Origin of the sequence: Pseudomonas sp. MONT-RG-20F-20-E-7-02 (assembly GCF_022662395.1) — a bacterium.
Classification (GTDB): Bacteria; Pseudomonadota; Gammaproteobacteria; order Pseudomonadales; family Pseudomonadaceae; genus Aquipseudomonas.
Window position 1 is genome coordinate 431000 of the sequence record NZ_JAKNQN010000004.1, and the last position, 21514, is coordinate 452513.

The following is a 21514-nucleotide window of genomic DNA, read 5'->3' on the forward strand; positions in this document are numbered from 1 at the left end:
AACACCTGATAACTTTTTAGTGACAGGATGAGCATGAAGAAAATTGTTGGTTTGACTCTCGGTATTACCTGCCTGGCTGCAGCTTTAAGTGCCCAGGCAACCACGAACAGTGCGACATTGACCGTCGTCGGCACGATCAAGCCTGCAGCGTGCAGCCTTAATCTTACTGGCAACGGTGAAATCAACTACGGCAATATTCGCTCGGGCGAATTGTCCCAGACGGCGTTCAACCCGCTCACGGAGAAGACCGTTGGCTTGAACATCCTTTGTAATGCGCCGACCACATTCGGGGTCACCTTTACCGATTTGCAAGCGGGCTCCAAGGTGCCGGGCATCCTGGGTGCGGGCTATACCGAAGCGCAGAACTTTGGCTTGGGCGCTGTGGGTACCCGGCGAACCGGCGGCTACTCGGTTGCGCTCACCAACCTGCGGGCATCCAATACGACGCTATATCCCATCATGCGTACCGGCGCCTCGTGGCAGCACAGTGATGGCAAAGTTGCACACCTGACCCAGTACTCGTGGCGCAATGGCTCGGCCCTCACGCCCGCTTCAATCAGTCAATTGACCGGCACTATTGCAGTTAAAGCTGTTATCAACAGGGCGGCGGAGTTGGACTTGAGGAACGACGTCTCCCTTAATGGGCGTGCGACGATTGTACTGAACTACACCTAAGCAACGTAAAACAACCGATCCGGAAACTAACGCGTTCTGGTCGGTTGTTTTTTTTGTGGGTGTTTGTCTGCCGGAAATCAACTTTATACGTTGTGGGGAACATTCAATGCGGTGTTGTTCGATACTAAGTCGAGCGTTGTTTTTTAGCCTCTTGTTTACTGCAGTTGCTGCGGCGGACGGTATGCAGCCTGAAACAACGGTGGTACTGCTCTATGAAGAAGAGGGCGAAGCCACAATAAACATCAAGAATACGGATGCAGGCCCGGCGTTGCTTCATTCAGTGGTAGAGAATGTGCCCGAGGACCTGGAGCCGCTGTTGATTGTCACACCGCCCATTGCGCGCGTGGAGGCGGGCGACACGCAATTGGTGCGCTTCATCAGTACCTTGAAGGCGCCGCTCAAGACTCAGCGGCTCAAGCGTGTGTCATTCGAGGGTATTCCCCAGGCGCGTGCGGAGCAGGGGGCCACGATCGGTATCACCATCCGCCAGAACTTGCCGCTGATCCTGCACCCCAAAGGCCTGCCCCGGCATCAAACACCCTGGGAGTTACTGAAGTGGAAGCGGGTGGGTGAGGGTCTCACCGTGCATAACGACAGTGCCTATGTCGTGCGCATGGCGGCGGATGTGCAGTTGCTTCCACACGGCATCAAGGCAGCGTTACCGCGTGCTTATATTTTGCCCGGCGAAGCGCTCGCCGTGTCAGCCGCAAGCCCCTTGGGTGGTGTGGCCGAGGTCGAGTTTCAGCCGGCGACTGTCTATGGGTTTGCGGTAGACAGATATCGGGCCGCAATCAACGCTGATGAGAGTTGACCGGCTCATGGCGCGCCCTTCGAATCACGTCCCGCCCGCGTCGTTTTTGTTTTGCCGGCCGACGCTGCTCATGGGGTTTGCGACGCTGTGGGGGGCACCCGGTCTTGTCTCTGCGCTGGAGCTTGGCGAAGGTTTCGACGTTGCGGCGCTGACGGCCCACGGTATCGACCCAAAAGTGTCGGATTACTTCCGTGGCGCGGCGCGTTTTCGCGAAGGAGTCCAAGTGGTCGGGTTGCGCGTCAATGGAAACCCGCTTGGGCTGGTGGACGCACGGTTCGATCACGAAGGCCGATTGTGTTTCACGCCCGGATTGCTGGATAAAGCCGGCCTGGTAAAGCCCCGCGCACTCATTCAGCAAGGCCTCACCCCGGATCAGGCCTGTCATGACTTTTTCGGGGAGTTCCCGACCACCATGGTGAGGTTGCGTCCCGGCATTGACGAGGTGGCGCTGGTGGTTCCGACCCAGTCATTGCGTGGCCCACAGTGGGAAGCCGGGCATTTCTCCAAAGGCGGTTCGGCGGCGATATTCAACTACAACGTACTGGGTTTCGACAGCCGTTCGCGCAGTGGGTCCAGTCGGTTCGTTTCAGCCTATACCGAGGCAGGGTTTAACCTGGATGACTGGATTTTGCGCAGTCGTCAGTTTTATGTGGCCGACAACGGCAAGGTCCGTACCGAGCATCTGAACGCCTATGCCCAGCGGGATCTGGCCGCCTTGCAATCGACTTTCCAGGTGGGCCAGATCTCCAGTAATAATCCGCTGTTTGATGGCGTCCAGTTATCCGGGTTGCAGTTTTTCCCCGATGGCCAATCACGCACGCCTGCGAGCAGCAACCATGCGGTAGTCGAAGGGCTTGCGCAGAGCCAGTCACGCATTGAAGTGCGTCAGTCCGGCGTATTGATCCACAGCACGTTGGTGCCCGAGGGGCCTTTTCGGCTGACGGGCCTGCCATTGCTCAATGGCACCAGTGACCTGCAAGTCAGCGTGATCGATGTGCGTGGCGCAAGGCGTAGTTTCGTAGTGCCGGCCGCTTCGTTCGCGGGGGCTGTGCCAGCGGTGCCTGGTTACTATTTTTCTGCCGGCAAGCTGCGCAAGAACGCGGCTGAGGAAGGCCCGACACTGTTGGTCGCCATGGGCGGCGGCACTTGGGGGTTGGGGCGCGACTCGTCTGCGGGCTTTGGTTTGTTGAGCACCGATGACTACTGGGCGGCCGGTGGCACCTTGAGCAGCATATTTTTCCAGCGGGTTTCCGTGGGCACGCGGCAAAACCTGTCTCGAGACAGCAAAAACCAAGTGTCCGGGGTGCGTAGCAGCGTGTCCGTGAGCAGCCCGGTAGTCGGCGGCATCGATGTGAGCCTCAGCGCAACGACCCAAACCCGCGGTTATCGCGAGGTCGTTGAAGCCGGCCGGTCATACAGGGCCGATGAGCTGGGTTCGCGTTCCAAAAACCAGTACACGGCAAGCATCAGCTGGGCCGATCCCACGTTGGGCGTTTTCTCAACGGGCTTTACCCGCAGTGCTCAATTTGACGGGCGAACGAGCGAACATGTGTCGGCCTCGTGGAATAAGTCATTCAGTCACGCCGAGGTTGCGTTGATCGCGGACTCGCAGGTAGGCGGCACCCGGTCGGCCCGCGACACCCCGTCTGCCGACAGGCGACGGGACAGCGCCCAGGAGAACGACCTGTCGCTGCGGTTGCAGGTCAGCGTGCCCCTGGGCGGTGATCGTCGTGTGACGAGCTACACCAGTCGTCGCGGCGACCGCTTTACCACGGGTACAGCACTCAGGGATCGGGTCAATGAGTATGTGAACTATGAGGTGGGATTCGACCGCGACCTCAGGGCGCGGGAGCAATCGATTCGCGGGCAGGTGGACGTGTTGCCGCGTTATACCCAGGTGGGGCTGGGTGTCAGTCGTGACCCTCGCGGCACCAGCTACACCGGACAGTTGCAGGGCGGCGTAGTGGCTCACGAGGGTGGGTTGACCTTCTCGCCTTATACCGTGCAGGACACGTTCGGCATTGTCTCGGTAGGCGACATAGGCGCTGCAAAAGTCGAAACACCCCAAGGCCCGGTGTGGACCGACTACAGCGGGCAAGCGGTGATCGCAGGTTTGCCGGCCTACACCAACAGCCGAGTCGAAGTGCAGACCCAGTCGCTGCCCAAGCGTGTCGACCTGAAAAACGGCACCCAGGTGCTCGCTGCGGGCCGTGGGTCGTTCAACAGCGTGAATTTCGATGTGGTGAAAGTACGTCGTGTGCTGCTCACCGCGAATGATGAGCAGGGCCGGCCCTTGCCTCAGGGAGCCGCCGTGTTCGGCAAAGCCAATCGCTTCCTGACCAGTGTTGTGGGTGAGGGCATGATTTTCCTGAACGACGTCGACGAGGTGCAAAACCTGCGGGTTTCGTTACCCGACTCTTCCACCTGCCTGTTGCGCTTTAACCTCGAGGCCAAGCCAAACAATGACAAGTTCTATGAAACCACCTCGGCGGTGTGCTATGGCCGCGACGCTTAAAAGCCTGTCTTTGGCGCTGCTGTACACACTGCTGACAGCGCCTTACGCCTGGTCTGAGAACTGCCGGTTGTCGGTGAGCCAGCCGCGCATTGACTACGGCGCTATTCGCCAAGAGGCGCTTGTTGAAAGAGCGGCCGTGACCCTGGGCACCCGCTCTTTGCAGTTGAATGTGCTGTGCGTGGAGCCTGCGCAAATGACGTTGCGCTTTATCGGCGTCGCAGCGGATGGTCAGGGCTTTCGATTTGGCCGCCAAGGGCGTTTTCGCCTGAGCCTCAAACATGCCCAGGTGGATGGGCATGCTGTCGGCTGGGTAGCTGCGCATTTGCCCGGCGAGCCTGCCAGCGGGCAGTTGCTGCCCGGCCAGGCGTTGATGGCACGAGTCGCAGGAATGCCAATGATAGGTCGGCGATTGACCGCTCAAGTCGATATCGACACCGACCTGCCCGCCGGTGACATGCACGTGCGCGACGAAACGCGCCTGGAGGGGCAGGGCAGTTTCGAACTGCTCAGCTCGGCTGCTCCACCGAGCCAATGAAGTTGGCGAATTCCGGCGTTTTAGGGTTGGCGAACAACGTCTTCGGGTCGCCGACTTCATGCACTTTGCCCTGGTGCATGAACACCAGCTTGTCGCCCACTTCCCGGGCAAAGCGCATTTCGTGGGTCACCATGATCAACGTCATGCCGTCGTTGGCCAGTTGACGCACCACGCTGAGCACTTCGTTGACCAGCTCCGGGTCCAGGGCCGAGGTGATTTCGTCGCACAGCAGCACCTTGGGTGACATGGCCAGCGCGCGCGCAATAGCCACGCGTTGTTGCTGGCCACCGGACAGGCGATCAGGGAAGGCATCGAACTTTTCCCCCAGCCCGACCCGCTCCAGCATCTGCTTGGCAAGTTGTGCCGCTTTGGCCTTGGGCACTTTCTGCACCACTTGCGGTGCGAGCATCACGTTTTCGCCCACGGTCAGGTGCGGGAACAGGTTGAACTGCTGGAACACCATGCCGACTTTCTGCCGCAGGCTGCGCAAGTCGGCGCGCGCGGCGTCGAGGTATTCGCCATCGACTTCGATCACGCCGTCGTTGATCGACTCCAGGCCATTAAGGGTACGCAGCAAGGTGGATTTGCCCGAGCCACTGCGGCCGATGATCGCCACCACCTGGCCTTCTTCGACTGTCAGGTCGATGCCCTTGAGTACGTGGTGATCGCCGTAATACTTATGCAGGGCGGAAATTCTAAGCAGAGGCATGCAGTCTCCTTTCCAGGTAACGGGCACTGAGGGACAAGGGGTAGCAGAGCAAGAAGTAACCGAGGGCCACCAGGCCGTAGACCATAAAGGGCTCGAAGGTGGCGTTGGCGAGCATGCCGCCGGTCTTGGTCAATTCGGTAAAGCCGATGATCGAGGTCACGGCGGTGCCTTTGACCACCTGCACCGAGAACCCCACGGTGGGCGCCACGGCAATCCGCAGGGCCTGGGGCAGGATCACGTAGCGCAGTTGCTCAAACGGGTTGAGGGCCAGGCTGGCGGACGCCTCCCATTGCCCGTGGGCGATGGATTCGACGCAGCCGCGCCAGATCTCGGCGAGGTAGGCGCTGGTAAACAGGGTCAAGGCAATGGCCGCCGCCAGCCAGGGTGAAATATCCACGCCGAGCAGGGCAATGCCGAAAAACACCAGGAACAGCTGCATCAACAGCGGCGTGCCCTGGAACAGTTCGATATAGGTGCGCGCGACATTGCGCGGGAACGCTTTGCGGCTGATGCGCATCGTCATCACCAGCAAGCCGATCAGGCCACCGCCGACAAACGCCACCAGCGACAGCAACAGGGTCCATTGCAGGCCGGTGGCCAGGTTGCGCACGATGTCCCAGAAGGAGAAATCACTCATCGGCTGTTCCTCATCACGAAGCGGCGGCCAATCCAGTTGAGCAACTGACGAATCATCAGCGCCATGCACAGGTACACCAGGGTGGTCAGCGCATAGGTTTCAAAGGCGCGGAAGTTGCGCGACTGAATAAAGTTGGCGGCAAAGCTCAGCTCTTCGGTGGCGATCTGTGAACACACGGCCGAACCGAGCATTACGATGATGATCTGGCTGCTCAGGGCCGGCCACACCTTGCCCAGCGCCGGCAGCAGCACCACGTGGCGGAACGCTTCGAAACGCGTCATCGCCAGTGCGGCTGCGGCTTCCAGCTGGCCACGAGGAATTGCCTGGATGCCGGCGCGGATGATCTCGGTGGAGTAGGCCCCCAAGTTGATCACCATCGCCAGCACAGCGGCTTGCCATTCAGTGATTTTCAGCCCCAGGGATGGCAGGCCGAAGAAGATGAAGAACAACTGCACCAGAAACGGCGTGTTGCGGATCAACTCGACATACACGCCGAAGAACCAGGCAAACGGCTGGATCTTCCACGCTCGCACCACCGCGCCGACGGTGCCCAGGGCAACGCCCAGGATCGCGCCGATGGCCGTCAGCTCCAGCGTGAACAGGGCGCCGCGCAGCAGCAGGTCGGTATTGGCCAGCACCGGCATAAAGTCAAATTGATACGCCATGAATCAGCTCCGTCGCTTCAAAGATCTGCAGGCAGCGGCTCTTTGAGCCACTGCATCGCATTCTTTTCCAGGCTGCCGTCGGCCTTGGCCGCCACCAGGATCTGATTGACCTTTTCCAGCAACGCCGGCTCGTTCTTGTTCACGCCCACGTACACCGGCGAGTCCTTGAGTTTCACTTTCAGTTCCAGCGCGCGTTTATTGCTGCGCTCGCTGATCGCGACCATCACCACGTTGCCGCTGGCAATCAGGTCAACCTGGCCGGCCAGATAGGCGGCGATGGTCGAGTTGTTGTCTTCGAAGCGTTTGATCGTGGCTTCCTTGGGCGCAACGGCGGTCAGCTCGATGTCTTCGATGGCGCCGCGCGTCACGCTGATGGTCTTGCCCTTGAGGTCATCGGTGGTGTGGATGGCTGCCTCAGGCGGGCCGAATACAGCGAGGTAGAACGGTGCATAGGCCTTGGAAAAGTCGATGACCTTTTCGCGCTCGGCGTTTTTGCCCAGGCTGGAAATCACCAGGTCGACCTTGCCGGTGGTGAGAAACGGAATGCGGTTGGTGCTGTTGACCGGGGTCAGCTCCAGCTTGACCTTGAGCTGGTCGGCCAGCAGCTTGGCGGTGTCGATGTCCAGGCCGCGGGGTTTCATGTCAGGGCCGACCGAGCCGAACGGCGGGAAGTCCTGGGGCACGGCGACCTTGAGGGTGCCACGGGCGACGATGTCGTCCAGACCATTGGCCTGGGCGGGTGCCTGGCTCAGCATCAGGCTGGCAAACAGGGCAGTGAGCAGGGCGCTGTAGCGCTTGGTCATGGCAACTCTCCGAAAAAGGCGAAGGGATTTTCTGAGTTTGCTCAGTGCACAGCTCATGCCATCACCGCTCGAATCGCCTGCAACGCCGGGATTTGTTGAGGCGCGGTGGTCTTACTGGTCTGAACAGTGGTTGCGCTTTTCGCACCTTTTTCGAGCGTCGATAAAACCCCGCGAGCCCCTTTGGGGCGTGGCTTGCCGCCGGCTTCGAATAGCTTTACAACTAGCCGCTCAGTTGTCTGGAACTATGAGTTTTTTATGAATTCCATCGCCCAAGCCGTACCGGAAGCGGCCCTGCAGGCCATCCGCAAACTGATCAAGGAACAGGGCTTTGCAGCGGGCGATGCATTGCCGTCCCAGCGCGACCTGGCGGTGCAGTTGGGCGTCAGTCGGGCGTCGCTGCGCGAGGCCTTGTCGTCCTTGAGTGCCTTGGGGGTGGTCAGTGTGCAGCCCGGCAAGGGCGTGTTTGTGCAGGCGGTCGACGAGTCACCCGGGTTTGCCTGGCCCTTTGCGGCTCAGGCGACGCCGCTGGATATCTTCCAATTACGTTACGCCCTGGAGGGCTTTGCGGCGGGGCTGGCGGCGGTGACGCTGAGCGTCGATGAGCTGGACAGCCTGCAAGACAACGTCGAGGCCATGCGCAAGGTGCTCAAGGCTGGCGACTTTGAAGCTGCGGCCCGGCTGGACTTCGAATTTCACCAGCGGATCCTGCTGGCCAGCGGTAACCAGGCGATGGTGAGCATCCTGAGTGCAAGTGCCGAGGTGTTTTTGGAGAGCCAGAAACTACCGTTCATCCGGCCGGAGCGGGCGATGGAAACCTGGCAGGAGCACCGCAGGATCCTGCGTGCCCTGGCCCGACGCGCCAGTGCGGCGGCGCAGAAAACCATGCAGGAACACGTGCGCAATGCGGCATTGCGCACGGGCATCGCATTTGTGACTCCCGTGTCGTCATGAGTTGAGCTATACCCAAACTCATGCAGCACCATAGCAAGAGTCAATCAGAGGCGGCTTCCTGAACGGGGGAAGGGCGGCTATGATGGGCCACGTTTTTTTTGCTTACAATCCGGAGACATCCATGAGCAACGATCTTATCAAGCACGTCACCGACGCGACCTTTGAGGCCGAAGTACTCAAGGCTCAAGGCCCGGTGCTGGTTGACTACTGGGCTGAATGGTGCGGCCCTTGCAAAATGATCGCCCCTGTTCTGGACGATATTGCGACCACCTACGAAGGCAAGCTGACCATTGCCAAGCTGAACATCGACGACAACCAGGAAACCCCGGCCAAGCACGGCGTGCGTGGGATCCCGACGCTGATGCTGTTCAAGAACGGCAACGTCGAAGCCACTAAAGTGGGCGCACTGTCGAAGTCTCAGTTGCAAGCTTTCCTCGACGCGAACATCTAAGCGTCGTAAAAAAAGCCCCGCAAATTGCGGGGCTTTTTCGTGAAACAGGGCTAGACGCTCCGAAATTCAGGTGGTACATTCGGCCCCGCACTGGTTTCTCCACTGCCCCCTGCAAGCCGTCGCCGACGCATTCCTTTTCGATTAGTACGCGATCCTGTCGCCTTCTCTGCGGCGCGGCCTCATTAAGCCAAAAGCTTAATTTCCCCCCTCCATAAATGATTACGTCATTCCTATATGAATCTGACTGAACTCAAGCAAAAGCCGATTACCGACCTGCTCCAATTGGCCGAAGAAATGGGCATAGAAAATATGGCCCGTTCGCGCAAGCAGGACGTGATTTTCTCCCTGCTCAAAAAGCACGCGAAAAGCGGCGAGGAAATCTCCGGTGATGGCGTGCTGGAGATTCTCCAGGACGGCTTCGGCTTCCTCCGCTCCGCTGACGCTTCCTATCTCGCCGGCCCAGACGACATCTACGTCTCGCCGAGCCAGATACGTCGCTTCAACTTGCGCACCGGTGACACCATCGTTGGCAAGATCCGTCCTCCGAAGGAAGGTGAGCGTTATTTCGCCCTGCTCAAGGTCGACACGATCAACTTCGATCGCCCCGAGAACGCGAAAAACAAGATTCTCTTCGAGAACCTGACGCCGCTGTTCCCGACCGTGCGCATGAAGATGGAAGCCGGTAACGGTTCCACCGAAGACTTGACCGGTCGTGTCATCGACCTGTGCGCCCCGATCGGTAAAGGCCAGCGCGGCCTGATCGTCGCACCGCCGAAAGCCGGTAAGACCATCATGCTGCAGAACATTGCAGCGAACATCGCACGTAACAATCCTGAAGTTCACCTGATCGTGCTGCTGATCGATGAGCGTCCGGAAGAAGTAACCGAAATGCAGCGCACCGTGCGCGGCGAAGTGGTTGCCTCGACGTTCGATGAGCCGCCAACCCGCCACGTGCAGGTTGCCGAAATGGTGATCGAGAAGGCCAAGCGCCTGGTCGAGCACAAGAAGGACGTGGTGATCCTGCTCGACTCCATCACCCGTCTGGCCCGTGCCTACAACACCGTGATCCCGAGCTCCGGCAAGGTCCTCACCGGTGGTGTCGATGCCCACGCCCTGGAGAAACCAAAGCGTTTCTTCGGCGCCGCGCGGAACATCGAAGAAGGCGGCTCGCTGACCATTATCGCCACCGCGCTGGTTGAAACCGGCTCGAAGATGGACGAAGTGATCTACGAAGAGTTCAAGGGTACCGGCAACATGGAACTGCCTCTGGACCGCCGTATCGCGGAAAAGCGCGTGTTCCCTGCGATCAACATCAACCGTTCCGGCACCCGCCGCGAAGAGTTGCTGACCGCCGACGACGAACTGCAGCGTATGTGGATCCTGCGCAAATTGCTGCACCCGATGGACGAAGTCGCCGCCATCGAGTTCCTGGTCGACAAGTTGAAAGCCACCAAGACCAACGACGAGTTCTTCTTGTCGATGAAACGTAAGTAATACGACGCTTCAGGTCCGAAAAAATGGCGCCCTTTGGGGCGCCATTTTTTTTGCGTCACATAAGGGAGGTTTGTTCGGCAGGGTTGTCAGTAAATAAACAACAAAGGTGGGCGCGTCTACGCTCACCTCAAACCGTTCCAGACTGACTACCATTTATGACCTCTCTTGCTTACCGAAGAGACATTGACGGCTTGCGTGCCATCGCTGTCCTGGCTGTCGTGCTGTTCCATTTCGGGGTTCCAGGCGTTACTGGCGGCTTTGTCGGCGTTGATGTGTTCTTTGTGATTTCAGGTTTCCTGATCACCTCGATCATTTGGCGCGAACGTCAGGCCGGGCATTTCAGTTTTCTGGATTTTTGGGCCCGGCGGGCCCGGCGTATCCTGCCGGCGCTGGTTGTCATGATGCTTGCGTCATTGGTGGTCGGCTGGTTTCTGCTGGCGCCCAAGGACTACGAAGAGCTGGGACGCTCAATTCACAATCAGGTGATCTTCATCTCCAACCTGTTCTTCATGCGTCAGGACGGTTACTTCGAGACCGCCTCCGACATGAAGCCGATGCTGCACACATGGTCGCTGTCGGTTGAAGAGCAGTTCTACATTGCCTTTCCGCTGTTGCTGGCGGTGCTGTCGCGCTGGCTGAAGCCTTGGCGCAGCGCGTTGTTTGTGCTGTTGCTGGTGTCATTTGCTGCCAGCGTGTGGGCGGTGTCCCATGCGCCCGAAAAGGCGTTTTTCCTGCTGCCTATGCGTGCCTGGGAGCTGTTGGCAGGCGCCATGCTGGCGGTGTTGCCGGTGCGCGCTCAGCGGGTAAGCCTGGGGTTGGCACAGACCGTCAGCTTGATCAGCCTGGGCCTGATTCTGGTCGCGGTGTTTGGTTATGACGCCGACACGGCTTTCCCAGGCGCTGCGGCGCTGTTGCCCGTGTTGGGTGTGGTGGGGCTGATTTGGGCCAACGGCCAACACACAACCCTGGTCGGTCGCCTGCTGGGCAGTCGCGTGTTGGTGGGCATAGGGCTGATTTCTTATTCCTGGTACCTGTGGCACTGGCCGGTGCTGGTGTTTGGCAAGTACGCCAGTATCTTTGGCCTCACGCCTTTGGAGCTGACGGCGCTGCTCTTCTTGAGCCTGCTGCTGGGTTATGGCTCCTGGAGGTTTGTCGAAGGGCCGTTTCGTGAGCGGCGCCTGTTGGCGGGAAATCGCTCGATCCTGGTGGCGGGTGTCATTGCCCTTGTAAGCCTGGGCCTGGCCGGAAAAGGCCTGGTGTGGTCGGATGGCTTTGCGCAACGGTTGTCACCCGAAGCACTGCAATTTGCCCAGACGCATACCTGGAGCCCAAAACTCATGAGCTGCCTGGGGGATGACAAGAAAAACAATCACCGTGAACCTTGCCATTTTGGCCCGCAAGCGAGCACGGCGCGGGCGCTGGTGTGGGGTGACAGCCATGCGTCAGCGCTGATTCCGGCGTTGAAAGATGGGTCAATCAAATACGACTTCAGCATCACTCAAGCCGGTTACGCCGGCTGCCTGCCTTTCTTTCGGGAAGAAAATACACCCGGATGCAGAGCTTTCAACGAACGCACCGCAGCGTTGTTGAGCCACGAGCATTTCAGCGATGTGGCGCTGGTCGCACGTTGGAGTCTCTATGTTTATGGGGAGCGCTCCGGCGATACCGGGGCTTCCATCCATGACCCTGCGACGGGGAAGTATGACCGAGCCATCGCGCAGCAGCTGTTCGCCGAGGGTTTGAAGGCGCGGGTGCAGCAACTGCGTGCCAGTGGCCACCGGGTATGGTTGGTCAAGGAAGTGCCGCTGCAGGATTTCAACGTGCCTTTCCGGCTCGCCCGTTTGGCGATGTTGGGGCGTCCGACCGACAAGGAGGGCTTGCCACTCGCCGAACACTTGGAGCGACAGGCCTATATAAGCGCCACCTTTGAGCGCATGGCCGCGGCTGACCCAGGCGTTCGGGTGCTGGACCCGGCGCCCAAACTGTGTGACGTCAACAGCTGGTGCAGGGTCGAGCTTGATGGTCACGCGCTCTACACCGATGACAATCACCTTTCAATCGCGGGTTCGCGGCTTGTGGAAGGGTTCCTTGAACCCTTCTTCCGCACGCTGCGCAATACATCTGCTGACTCAGCCATGAGCCGCAATGACGTGCAATAAGCTGTCAGCGCTCGTAAGAGCAGGTAGGATGTACGCCTATTTTACGGGTGGCATGGTTAATGAAATTCAAGGATCTTCGGGATTTCGTGCAGCAACTTGAGCAGCGCGGAGAGTTGAAACGTATCCAGGTGCCGATTTCCCCGGTGCTGGAAATGACTGAGATTTGCGACCGTACCCTGCGCAACAAGGGCCCGGCGCTGCTGTTCGAGAACCCGACCGGCTTTGATATCCCGGTGCTCGGCAACCTGTTCGGTACACCGGACCGTGTGGCCTTTGGCATGGGCGCCGAGTCGGTCAGCGAGCTGCGCGAAATTGGCAAGCTGCTGGCTTTCCTCAAGGAGCCCGAGCCACCCAAGGGTCTCAAGGACGCGTGGTCGAAGCTGCCGATCTTCCGCAAGATCATTGCCATGGCGCCCAAGGTGGTCAAAGACGCCGTGTGCCAGGAAGTGGTCATCGAAGGCGATGACGTCGACCTCGGCATGCTGCCCGTGCAGACCTGCTGGCCCGGCGATGTCGGCCCGCTGATCACTTGGGGCCTGACCGTCACCAAAGGTCCGAACAAGGATCGCCAGAACCTCGGTATCTACCGTCAGCAAGTGATCGGCCGCAATAAGGTCATCATGCGCTGGCTGAGCCACCGTGGCGGTGCGCTGGACTTCCGTGAGTGGTGCGAAAAGCACCCCGGCAAGCCGTTCCCGGTGTCCGTGGCCCTGGGCGCTGACCCGGCGACCATTCTCGGTGCCGTCACGCCGGTGCCCGACAGCCTGTCCGAATACGCCTTTGCCGGCCTGCTGCGTGGCAATCGCACCGAACTGGTGAAGTGCCGTGGCAACGACCTGCAAGTGCCGGCCACCGCCGAAATCATCCTCGAAGGCGTGATTCATCCGGGCGAAATGGCCGATGAAGGCCCTTACGGTGACCACACCGGCTATTACAACGAAGTCGACAGCTTCCCGGTGTTCACCGTCGAGCGCATCACCCATCGGATCAAGCCGATCTACCACAGCACCTACACCGGCCGTCCGCCGGATGAGCCAGCCATTCTCGGCGTGGCGCTCAACGAAGTGTTCGTGCCGATCCTGCAAAAGCAGTTCCCGGAGATCACCGACTTCTACCTGCCGCCCGAAGGCTGCTCGTACCGCATGGCCATCGTGACCATGAAGAAGTCGTACCCGGGCCACGCCAAGCGGGTAATGCTGGGTGTGTGGTCGTTTTTGCGACAGTTCATGTACACCAAGTTCGTTATTGTCACCGACGACGATATCAATGCGCGGGACTGGAACGACGTGATCTGGGCCATCACCACGCGCATGGACCCCAAGCGCGACACGGTGATGATCGATAACACGCCGATCGACTACCTCGACTTTGCCTCGCCGGTGTCGGGCCTGGGTTCGAAAATGGGCCTGGATGCCACCCATAAGTGGCCGGGTGAAACCACCCGCGAGTGGGGCCGGGTGATCGTCAAGGATGAAGCCGTGACCGCGCGCGTGGATGCGATCTGGAAAGAATTGGGAATAGATTGATGCGTGTAACCCTGCAACCTTCCGGCGCGGTACTGGAACTGGTCCCTGGCGAGCGAATCCTCGAAGGCGCACGCCGCCTGGGCTACGAGTGCCCGCAGGCCTGTCGCAATGGCGTGTGCCATGTGTGTGCGGCGCTGCTGGTCGAGGGCCGGGTGCAGCAAGCCGGTGAAGTGCGCGACCATGGTGAGTTCTACACCTGCATCGCCGAGCCGTTGGAAGATTGCATTGTGTTGTGGGATGGCGTGCTGGCGCCGGGAGAGTTGCCGTTGCGCAAGTTGTCGTGCCAATTGAGTGAGTGTGTTGAAGTCGGTGGCGATGTATGGCGCGTGCGCCTGCGTGCTCCGGCCGGTAAGGCCGTGCGCTACCACGCCGGGCAATACCTGATGATCGAGCGGGACAATGGCGAGAAGTCGGCATTCTCCCTGGCCTCGGCGCCCCACGCCGGGCGTGAGCTGGAGTTGCATGTGCTGGTGCGCGAAGACAGTGCCCGCAACCTGATTGAGCAATTGCAGCGCAATCAAATGGCGCGTGTCGAGCTGCCATTTGGTGACACACACCTGGCCGAACTGCCCGACGGGCCGCTGGTATTGATTGCCGCCGGCACCGGCATGGCGCAGATGCACAGCTTGATCGAACACTGCCGCGCTTCCGGCTTCAAGCACCCGGTGCACCTGTACTGGGGCGTGCGTCGCCCGGAAGATTTCTACGAAATCGAACACTGGGACCAGTGGCAGCAATTGCCCAACCTGTTCCTGCACAAAGTTGTCAGCGACCTGTGCGGTTGGGAAGGGCGCTGCGGGCTGCTGCATGAGGCGGTGTGTGAAGACATCAGCGACCTCAAGGCCGTGCATGTCTATGCCAGCGGTTCGCCGGCGATGATCTACGGCACATTGGATGCGCTGGTCGACGCCGGCATGGATGCGCACCAGATGCGCGCCGACGTGTTCGCCTACGCGCCGCGTCCCTGATTTTGTATCCCATCAAACTGTGGGAGCTTATTCAGCTTGCCTGATGGTCAGAAACGCACACCCGCCGTCAGCATTGCCGCATTGAAACCCAGCAACACCAACTCGCTGGCCACCGGGCCGAAGTTCACGCCCACAGAGGGAATGATCGCCGGTGCCACGCCAAAACGGTTGAGTGGGATTTTGTCGCGGTACTTGCCGCGATAGCCCTGAAGCGCGCCTGCAGTCACTTTCATATAGAACGGCGATTCGCCAATGTCATAGCGTTTGCCGGCGTAAACGTAATATGAACGTTGGCTGAACGAGTTGCGAAACGTCGCCCCGCCATACACCAGCCCGGAGGCTTCATTACGCTCCAGGTTGATCAAATCCTGATTGTTGTTGTGCTGTGGGTCTGGCGAAAAGTGCCGGGTGTAGACGCTCGTCTGGGCGTACCAGAAGCCCTTATCGTCTTCGGCGGCGGCCTCAGAGGCTAGGGCGGCAGCGGCTTGTGCCATCAGCAGCAAGCCAGAAAAAAAGTACTTCATGGTCCGACCTCGATAGTCGTTTGAATGGGCGGCTAGTGGGGGTCGCTAAACTTCTACAGTTTGGCGGCTGACGTTCTGCGCGGCCTGAACCTGCGCTGAAAACATGGCTGCCTATGCTTATTCTTTTTGGGTATTTTAGCTGTAGGAATAATCTCATTAAGCTATAAGGCAACGGACTACCGACTATCAGCCAATAACCAATAAATGACCGCCACCGCCGCCAGCCGGATCGATCGTACGAACTCAGAGCATTGAAGTTCTGATTGTTGATTCAAAAGGGGAGCGGTATGGGGAGCTACAAGAAACACGCGCTGTACACAGCGATTTTGTCGGCCAATTTGCTGACCGCTGTGGGATTCAATTCAGTCCTGGCGGCCGAAACGGCCACCGCCGACGCACCAAAACTCGACACCGTGATCGTCACCGGCACCCGCGCCCAAGAGCGCACCGCCAGTGCTTCGCTGTCACCCATCGATGTGATTTCCGGCGATACCCTGCGCAGCACCGGCTCCGATGAGCTGGGTGCGGTGTTGGCGCGCCTGATTCCGTCGATCAACTTCCCGCGCCCAAGCCTGGTAGACGGTGCCGAACTGGTGCGCCCTGCGCAGTTGCGCGGCCTGTCGCCGGATCAGGTACTGGTGCTGGTCAATGGTAAACGTCGTCACACCAGTGCCTTCGTCAACCTTGGCGGCGCCGTGGGCCGGGGCTCGGCGCCGGCGGATTTAAATGCCATCCCGCTGTCGGCGGTCGACCATATTGAAGTGCTGCGCGATGGCGCCTCCGCGCGTTATGGCTCGGATGCAATTGCCGGGGTGATCAACGTGATCCTCAAGCACGCCGACCATGGCGGCTCGATCTCGACCAAGTTCGGCGAATACAAAAAGGGTGACGGCATCCAGCGCGATGTCAGCGGCAATACCGGGTTTGCCTCGGGCGATAACGGCTTTATCAGCGTCTCGGGCGAAGGTGCCGACAACGACTACACTAACCGCGCCGGCGATGATTTGCGCCCAGGCAGCGTGGGTTCCACCACCTATGGCCAGCGCGTGTTCCGCCAGGGTGAACCGGCTACCAATGAAGGCAAGTTCCAGTTCAACTCCGAATATTCCTTCAACGATGCAGCCGAGTTCTACACCTTCGGCGGCTACAGCAAACGGCGCGGCGAGACGGCGGCGTTCTACCGGGCGAGCAATGCGTCCAATAACATCCCCGCGCTCAACCCCAACGGCTACCTGCCGCTGATCAAGGGCAACCTGGAAGACACGTCATTGGTGGTCGGCCTGCGCGGCTTGCTGGCCTACGATTGGCATTACGACCTGTCGGCCAACTACGGCAAAAACCAGTACGCGCTGAGTACCGAAACCATCAACACCTCACTCGGCCTGGCCACGCCACGCAAGTTCGACAACGGCACGTTGAGCAACGACCAGAAGCAAATCAGCCTGGACCTGTCCCGTGAATTTGACGTGGGCTTCCTGCCGTATCCGGTGTCCGTGGCATTGGGTGGCGAATACCTGCGCCAGGGCTATGAAATCGAAGCCGGCGACCCGGCCTCCTACTACCAGACCGGCAGCTCGGGCCTGGGCGGCTTCCGGGATGCCGACGCCGGCAGCAGCTCGCGGCACAACTGGGCCCAGTACCTGGACCTGGAAACCAACTTCACCGAAAAACTCAGCGCCTCGGCGGCCGTGCGGCATGAGGATTACAGCGACTTCGGCTCCAACGTCAGTGGCTCGCTGTCGGTGCGTTATGACTTCACCCCGCAAGTGGCATTGCGCGGCAGTATTTCCAACGGGTTCCGCGCGCCGTCGCTGGCCCAGCAGAACTTTGCCTACACCTCGTCGCAGTTGATTGGCAGCACCATTCAGGAAGCGGGCACGTTCCCGGCCAACAGCAAGGTCGCCCGTCTGCTCGGCGCCGAAGACCTGAAGGCCGAGAAGTCGCGCAACTACAGCCTTGGCCTGGTGCTGGAACCAGCGGATGACCTGACCGTGACACTCGATGTCTACCGCATCGACATCCGCGACCGCATCAGTCTGTCTTCCAACCTCAACTTGAACCCGGCGACCGTTGCGTACCTGCAGGCCAATGGTGTCGGCAACATCAATTACACCAGCGCTCGCTACTTCACCAATGCCACAAACACCAGCACCGACGGCGTCGATCTGGTGGCCAACTATCGCTACCAGTTCGATAACGGCATTCGTTGGAACAGCACCGTAGGCTATAACTACAACCACACCAAAGTGACGGACGTGAAGGCCAACCCGGCCATTCTGGACAGCCTGGGTGCCAACCTGGTGCGAGTGGACCGCCGCGAGCGGATCGGTTTGCTCGGCGACACCACCCCGCAGCACAAACTCAGCCTGGGCAACGATTTCACCTATGGCCATTGGGCGCTGCACAGCAACCTGGTGCGCTATGGTGAGTTCACCAGTTACCAGGCCGACAAGGTCAACGACCAGACCTTCAAGGCCGCGTGGGTGCTGGACGTGTCGGCGGACTACAGGCTGAAGAACTGGACCTTCACCCTGGGCGGCGACAACGTCACCGACAAATACCCGGAGAAGGTCAATGCTTACGCCAGCAGCGGCGGCAACCTCGCCTATAGCACTTTTTCGCCGTACGGTTACAGCGGCGCGTTCTATTACGGTAAAGTTGCTTACAACTGGTAATAGCTTCTCATAGCAACATTTGCAGTCACACAGGAGACCTAAGCGATCCGCCATGACCGTTATTGAAACCGATCTTTTGCAATTGGCTTACCCTCCGCGGCTCGATTTGGGGCCGCAACTGACTCACGAGCAATTGATGAGTTCGATGCAGGCCACCATGGCCAAGCATAAGGGTGGGCCGGTCTGGCTGTTCGCTTATGGTTCGCTGATCTGGCGCCCCGAATGCTCGTCGACCCAGCGCATGCGCGCACGGGTTCACGGCTATCACCGGGGCTTGTACTTGTGGTCCCACGAGCACCGGGGCACGCCGGAGTCACCGGGTTTGGTGTTCGGGCTGGATCGCGGCGGTTCCTGCAGCGGGTTCGCCTACCGCTTGCCGGACGATCAACTGGAGGCCTCGCTTTACGCCTTATGGCAGCGCGAGATGCCTTACCCTTCTTACCGGCCACACTGGCTCAACTGCCGTCTGGAAGATGGCACTCAGGTGCAGGCGTTGGGGTTTGTGTTGGAGCGGCATTTGCCCAGCTACGCCGGCAACTTGCCCGACATCGTGCTTAACCACGTGCTGGAAAGCGCTTGCGGGCGTTACGGCACTACGCGCGATTATGTCGAGCAAACCGTTAACGCCCTGCGTAGCCACGCCATGCCAGATAAAAGCCTGGAGGCGCGGCTCAAGCGGTGCCAATCAAAGTCTGATTAGGCTTGCACTTCGCGAGACTGGCTGGCTACGTTCTTGTGACCCAGGGTGGGCGCCAGGAAGGCCATAGCCAGCACACAAGCAACGACCAGAAGAATGAATCCTCCGTCCCAGCCAAAGAAGTCCACGGTATAACCCATCAGTGCGCTAGCTGCGACCGAACCGCCCAAATAACCGAACAGGCCGGTGAAACCTGCCGCCGTGCCTGCTGCCTTCTTGGGAACCAGTTCCAGTGCTTGTAAGCCAACTAACATCACAGGGCCGTAGATCAAGAAACCGATCGCGAACAACGAAATGATATCGATCATTGGGTTGCCCGGCGGGTTCAGCCAGTAAACGATCGTCGCAACGGTCACCAATGCCATGAACACCATTCCGGTCAAGCCGCGGTTGCCACGAAAGACCTTGTCTGACATCCAACCGCACAGGAGCGTGCCAGGAATACCTGCCCACTCATAGACGAAGTACGCCCACGATGAACTGTTGAAGTCGAAGTGCTTGACCTCTTTGAGGTACGTCGGCGCCCAGTCCAGAATGCCGTAGCGCAGCAGATAGACGAACACGTTCGCCAAAGCGATGAACCAGAGCATTTTGTTACGTAGCACGTATTTGAAAAAAATGTCTTTGGCGCTGAATTCGTCTTCGTGGCTGGCGTCGTAGCCTTCCGGATAGTCATTCTTGTACTTCTCGATGGGCGGTAGGCCTGTCGATTGAGGTGTATCGCGCATCACAATAAATGCAAATACGGCGACCAGCAGTGCTACGGCGGCCGGTACGTAGAATTTGCTATGCCAGTCGTTAAACCAGCCCATGCCCAGAATCGCGAGTGGGCCTATCAGCCCACCGCCGATGTTGTGGGCGGTATTCCAAACCGAAACAACGCGGCCACGTTCCTTCTGCGACCACCAGTGCACCATTGTTCGCCCGCTTGGCGGCCAACCCATGCCTTGAGCCCAGCCGTTGATAAATAACAAAGTGAACATTATGGCGACACTGGACGTTGCCCAGGGTGCGAAACCGAAAATGAACATCACAGCGGCGGACATCACCAGGCCGAAGGGTAGAAAGTAACGAGGGTTTGAGCGGTCGGACACAATCCCCATGAGGAACTTGGACAAGCCATAGGCGATAGCAATTGCCGATACCGCCGTACCCAGCTGCCCTTTTGTATAACCCTGTGCCAATAAGTCCGGGACAGCCAAGGAAAAGTTTTTACGCACTAGGTAATAACCGGCGTAGCCGAAGAAAATACCGGCGAAAATCTGCCAGCGCAGGCGTCGGTAAGTGCTGTCTATTTTTTCTTCAGGCAGAGGCGCCTGGTGTGCGGCAGGACGAAAGAAAGCAAACATTCAAGAGCTCCAAATTTCTTGTTTTGACTGCGGATGCGAATGTTACAGTTTCGTTACCGAAAATAGCATCGCCTCTTATCCGCAAACACAGGAAATGGGAGCAATTGCATGTTCTCTTATGAACATGTCGCGAATAGATAAGTGTGGGTCGGTATCAGTGCCCAAGGCCCATGCAGATCAACTGTGGGAGCTGGCTTGCCTGCGATTGCGGTCTGCCAGCTAAGTGTGTTTGGCTGACCCACCGCTATCGCAGGCAAGCCAGCTCCCACATTGGATTGCATTTCAAGTCGATTAGCGGGTCTGGACGACAACCTTTCCGACAGCCCTGCGCTGCCCCAAGTCATTAATCGCCTGTGCCGCCTGCTCCAGCGGATACACTTGCGACACCAGCGGCTTCAATTTCCCCTCGGCGTACCAGGTAAACAACTGCTGGAAGTTCGCGGCATTGTCCTGCGGCTGGCGCTGGGCGAACGAGCCCCAGAACACCCCGACCACCGACGCGCCCTTGAGCAGCGCCAGGTTAACCGGCAGCTCGGGAATGCGTCCGCTGGCAAAACCGACCACCAACAGGCGGCCGTTCCAGGCAATGCCGCGCACCGCCTGGTCAAACAGGTCGCCGCCGACCGGGTCGTAGATCACATCGACACCGTTGCCGTCGGTCAGGCGCTTGATCTCATCCTTCAGGCTGGCTTCGCTGTAGTTGATCAGCTCATCCGCACCGGCGGCCTTGGCCACGGCCAGTTTGTCGGCACTGCTGGCGGCGGCGATCACGCGGGCGCCCATGGATTTGCCGATTTCCACGGCGGCCAGGCCCACGCCACCAGAGGCACCGAGCACCAACAAGGTTTCGCCGGGTTGCAGGTTGGCCCGTTGCTTCAAAGCATGCATCGAGGTGCCGTAGGTCATGCTGAACGCGGCGGCGGTGTTGAAATCCATGCTCGGCGGGATCGGCAGCACGTTATAGCCCGGCACCGCGACCTGCTCGGCAAAGCTGCCCCAGCCGGTCAGCGCCATGACCCGGTCACCGACTTTCAGGTGGCTGACCTTCTCGCCCACTTCACTGACCACGCCCGCCGCTTCGCCACCCGGCGAGAAAGGGAAGGGCGGCTTGAATTGGTATTTGCCCTCGATGATCAGCGTGTCCGGGAAATTCACCCCGGCCGCGTGCACGTCCAGCAGGATTTCGTTCTTCTTGATCGCGGGGCTGGCGATCTCTTCCAGCACCAGGGTTTCGGCGGGGCCGAAGGCTTTGCACAGCACAGCTTTCATCGGACTATTCCTTTTGGTGTCGTGGCCGATAAGTGTAGGAGTGAACGCCCGTGGGTCAACGAGCATGCCCGGGCCTGATAAGTCGCCATAAGCTTGTGCTC

19 protein-coding genes are annotated in these 21514 nt (G+C 59.4%); 12 read left to right on the plus strand and 7 right to left on the minus strand.

All coding sequences use genetic code 11. The features are described from left to right. Positions 1-33: 33 nt before the first annotated feature. The 4 genes from L8I05_RS14905 (at position 34) to L8I05_RS14920 (ending at position 4536) form a co-directional block, all read left to right on the plus strand. Positions 34-675, plus strand: a complete 642-nt coding sequence (locus L8I05_RS14905) for a DUF1120 domain-containing protein (RefSeq protein ID WP_242169807.1) — start codon at positions 34-36, stop codon at positions 673-675. A gap of 106 nt (positions 676-781) precedes the next feature. Beyond that, positions 782-1486: a fimbria/pilus chaperone family protein gene (locus L8I05_RS14910; RefSeq protein WP_242169810.1), complete on the plus strand. Its 705-nt coding sequence runs from the start codon at positions 782-784 to the stop codon at positions 1484-1486. Positions 1487-1556: 70 nt separating this feature from the next. Next, a complete protein-coding gene (locus L8I05_RS14915) occupies positions 1557-4001 on the plus strand; it encodes a fimbria/pilus outer membrane usher protein (RefSeq protein WP_242169812.1) in 2445 nt (814 codons plus the stop codon). Further along, positions 3985-4536, plus strand: a complete 552-nt coding sequence (locus L8I05_RS14920; protein WP_242169815.1) for a hypothetical protein — start codon at positions 3985-3987, stop codon at positions 4534-4536. Before L8I05_RS14915 ends, L8I05_RS14920 begins: the two co-directional genes overlap by 17 nt. Here the strand turns inward: L8I05_RS14920 and L8I05_RS14925 are convergent. The 4 genes from L8I05_RS14925 to L8I05_RS14940 are packed head-to-tail and all read right to left on the minus strand — an operon-like array spanning position 4508 to position 7350. Then, on the minus strand, positions 4508-5245 hold the full coding sequence (locus tag L8I05_RS14925; RefSeq protein WP_159960863.1) for an amino acid ABC transporter ATP-binding protein: 738 nt from the start codon (positions 5243-5245) through the stop codon (positions 4508-4510). The two genes, L8I05_RS14920 and L8I05_RS14925, sit on opposite strands and share 29 nt — an antisense overlap. Then, the gene (locus tag L8I05_RS14930) at positions 5232-5882 is read right to left on the minus strand and encodes an amino acid ABC transporter permease (RefSeq protein ID WP_197626416.1); all 651 of its coding nucleotides are present in this window, start codon (positions 5880-5882) and stop codon (positions 5232-5234) included. Before L8I05_RS14930 ends, L8I05_RS14925 begins: the two co-directional genes overlap by 14 nt. Continuing rightward, positions 5879-6547, minus strand: coding sequence for an amino acid ABC transporter permease (locus tag L8I05_RS14935; RefSeq protein ID WP_064454658.1), 669 nt, complete (start codon positions 6545-6547; stop codon positions 5879-5881). The genes L8I05_RS14930 and L8I05_RS14935 overlap by 4 nt, the downstream gene beginning before the upstream one ends. Before the next feature lie 17 nt (positions 6548-6564). Beyond that, on the minus strand, positions 6565-7350 hold the full coding sequence (locus L8I05_RS14940; RefSeq protein ID WP_159960857.1) for a transporter substrate-binding domain-containing protein: 786 nt from the start codon (positions 7348-7350) through the stop codon (positions 6565-6567). A 255-nt stretch (positions 7351-7605) separates the two neighbouring features. On the opposite strand from L8I05_RS14940, the gene L8I05_RS14945 reads away from it, so the two are divergent. The 6 genes from L8I05_RS14945 to L8I05_RS14970 all read left to right on the plus strand — a co-directional run bounded on the left by L8I05_RS14945 (position 7606) and on the right by L8I05_RS14970 (position 14899). Beyond that, entirely contained in the window at positions 7606-8301 is a 696-nt protein-coding gene (locus L8I05_RS14945) for an FCD domain-containing protein (RefSeq protein ID WP_242169818.1), read from the plus strand. A 121-nt stretch (positions 8302-8422) separates the two neighbouring features. Further along, positions 8423-8752, plus strand: coding sequence for a thioredoxin TrxA (gene trxA, locus L8I05_RS14950; protein WP_003213989.1), 330 nt, complete (start codon positions 8423-8425; stop codon positions 8750-8752). 234 nt (positions 8753-8986) lie between these two features. Continuing rightward, complete coding sequence (gene rho / locus L8I05_RS14955) at positions 8987-10246, plus strand: transcription termination factor Rho (RefSeq protein WP_159960853.1); 1260 nt, start codon at positions 8987-8989, stop codon at positions 10244-10246. Positions 10247-10401: 155 nt separating this feature from the next. Further along, positions 10402-12405, plus strand: coding sequence for an acyltransferase family protein (locus tag L8I05_RS14960; RefSeq protein WP_242169821.1), 2004 nt, complete (start codon positions 10402-10404; stop codon positions 12403-12405). 59 nt (positions 12406-12464) lie between these two features. Continuing rightward, complete coding sequence (gene ubiD, locus L8I05_RS14965) at positions 12465-13931, plus strand: 4-hydroxy-3-polyprenylbenzoate decarboxylase (RefSeq protein WP_056860766.1); 1467 nt, start codon at positions 12465-12467, stop codon at positions 13929-13931. Beyond that, entirely contained in the window at positions 13931-14899 is a 969-nt protein-coding gene (locus tag L8I05_RS14970) for a CDP-6-deoxy-delta-3,4-glucoseen reductase (protein ID WP_159960849.1), read from the plus strand. The genes ubiD and L8I05_RS14970 overlap by 1 nt, the downstream gene beginning before the upstream one ends. A 47-nt stretch (positions 14900-14946) precedes the next feature. Here L8I05_RS14970 and L8I05_RS14975 read toward each other — a convergent pair whose 3' ends face one another. Next, positions 14947-15423: a sn-glycerol-3-phosphate transporter gene (locus tag L8I05_RS14975; protein WP_159960847.1), complete on the minus strand. Its 477-nt coding sequence runs from the start codon at positions 15421-15423 to the stop codon at positions 14947-14949. Positions 15424-15710: 287 nt separating this feature from the next. Here L8I05_RS14975 and L8I05_RS14980 point away from each other — a divergent pair, with 287 nt between their 5' ends. Both L8I05_RS14980 and L8I05_RS14985 read left to right on the plus strand, forming a co-directional pair. Continuing rightward, complete coding sequence (locus L8I05_RS14980; RefSeq protein ID WP_242169824.1) at positions 15711-18098, plus strand: TonB-dependent receptor; 2388 nt, start codon at positions 15711-15713, stop codon at positions 18096-18098. 52 nt (positions 18099-18150) lie between these two features. Further along, positions 18151-18798 carry a gamma-glutamylcyclotransferase gene (locus L8I05_RS14985; protein WP_242169826.1) on the plus strand — a complete coding sequence of 216 codons (648 nt, stop codon included), beginning with the start codon at positions 18151-18153 and terminating at the stop codon, positions 18796-18798. Here L8I05_RS14985 and glpT read toward each other — a convergent pair. Together glpT and L8I05_RS14995 are read right to left on the minus strand one after the other, a co-directional pair. Continuing rightward, on the minus strand, positions 18795-20144 hold the full coding sequence (gene glpT / locus L8I05_RS14990; RefSeq protein WP_159960841.1) for a glycerol-3-phosphate transporter: 1350 nt from the start codon (positions 20142-20144) through the stop codon (positions 18795-18797). The two genes, L8I05_RS14985 and glpT, sit on opposite strands and share 4 nt — an antisense overlap. A 291-nt stretch (positions 20145-20435) precedes the next feature. Next, entirely contained in the window at positions 20436-21413 is a 978-nt protein-coding gene (locus L8I05_RS14995) for an NADPH:quinone oxidoreductase family protein (protein WP_242169829.1), read from the minus strand. Positions 21414-21514 lie beyond the last annotated feature (101 nt).

Coding starts and splice junctions, on each gene's coding strand:
- L8I05_RS14915 (WP_242169812.1), top strand. CDS start 1,557: ATGGGGTTTGCGACGCTGTGGGGGGCACCCGGTCTTGTCTCTGCGCTG.
- L8I05_RS14940 (WP_159960857.1), bottom strand. CDS start 7,350: ATGACCAAGCGCTACAGCGCCCTGCTCACTGCCCTGTTTGCCAGCCTG.
- rho (WP_159960853.1), top strand. CDS start 8,987: ATGAATCTGACTGAACTCAAGCAAAAGCCGATTACCGACCTGCTCCAA.
- L8I05_RS14935 (WP_064454658.1), bottom strand. CDS start 6,547: ATGGCGTATCAATTTGACTTTATGCCGGTGCTGGCCAATACCGACCTG.
- L8I05_RS14925 (WP_159960863.1), bottom strand. CDS start 5,245: ATGCCTCTGCTTAGAATTTCCGCCCTGCATAAGTATTACGGCGATCAC.
- trxA (WP_003213989.1), top strand. CDS start 8,423: ATGAGCAACGATCTTATCAAGCACGTCACCGACGCGACCTTTGAGGCC.
- L8I05_RS14980 (WP_242169824.1), top strand. CDS start 15,711: ATGGGGAGCTACAAGAAACACGCGCTGTACACAGCGATTTTGTCGGCC.
- glpT (WP_159960841.1), bottom strand. CDS start 20,144: ATGTTTGCTTTCTTTCGTCCTGCCGCACACCAGGCGCCTCTGCCTGAA.
- L8I05_RS14905 (WP_242169807.1), top strand. CDS start 34: ATGAAGAAAATTGTTGGTTTGACTCTCGGTATTACCTGCCTGGCTGCA.
- L8I05_RS14930 (WP_197626416.1), bottom strand. CDS start 5,882: ATGAGTGATTTCTCCTTCTGGGACATCGTGCGCAACCTGGCCACCGGC.
- L8I05_RS14960 (WP_242169821.1), top strand. CDS start 10,402: ATGACCTCTCTTGCTTACCGAAGAGACATTGACGGCTTGCGTGCCATC.
- L8I05_RS14970 (WP_159960849.1), top strand. CDS start 13,931: ATGCGTGTAACCCTGCAACCTTCCGGCGCGGTACTGGAACTGGTCCCT.
- L8I05_RS14920 (WP_242169815.1), top strand. CDS start 3,985: ATGGCCGCGACGCTTAAAAGCCTGTCTTTGGCGCTGCTGTACACACTG.
- L8I05_RS14995 (WP_242169829.1), bottom strand. CDS start 21,413: ATGAAAGCTGTGCTGTGCAAAGCCTTCGGCCCCGCCGAAACCCTGGTG.
- L8I05_RS14975 (WP_159960847.1), bottom strand. CDS start 15,423: ATGAAGTACTTTTTTTCTGGCTTGCTGCTGATGGCACAAGCCGCTGCC.
- L8I05_RS14985 (WP_242169826.1), top strand. CDS start 18,151: ATGACCGTTATTGAAACCGATCTTTTGCAATTGGCTTACCCTCCGCGG.
- ubiD (WP_056860766.1), top strand. CDS start 12,465: ATGAAATTCAAGGATCTTCGGGATTTCGTGCAGCAACTTGAGCAGCGC.
- L8I05_RS14910 (WP_242169810.1), top strand. CDS start 782: ATGCGGTGTTGTTCGATACTAAGTCGAGCGTTGTTTTTTAGCCTCTTG.
- L8I05_RS14945 (WP_242169818.1), top strand. CDS start 7,606: ATGAATTCCATCGCCCAAGCCGTACCGGAAGCGGCCCTGCAGGCCATC.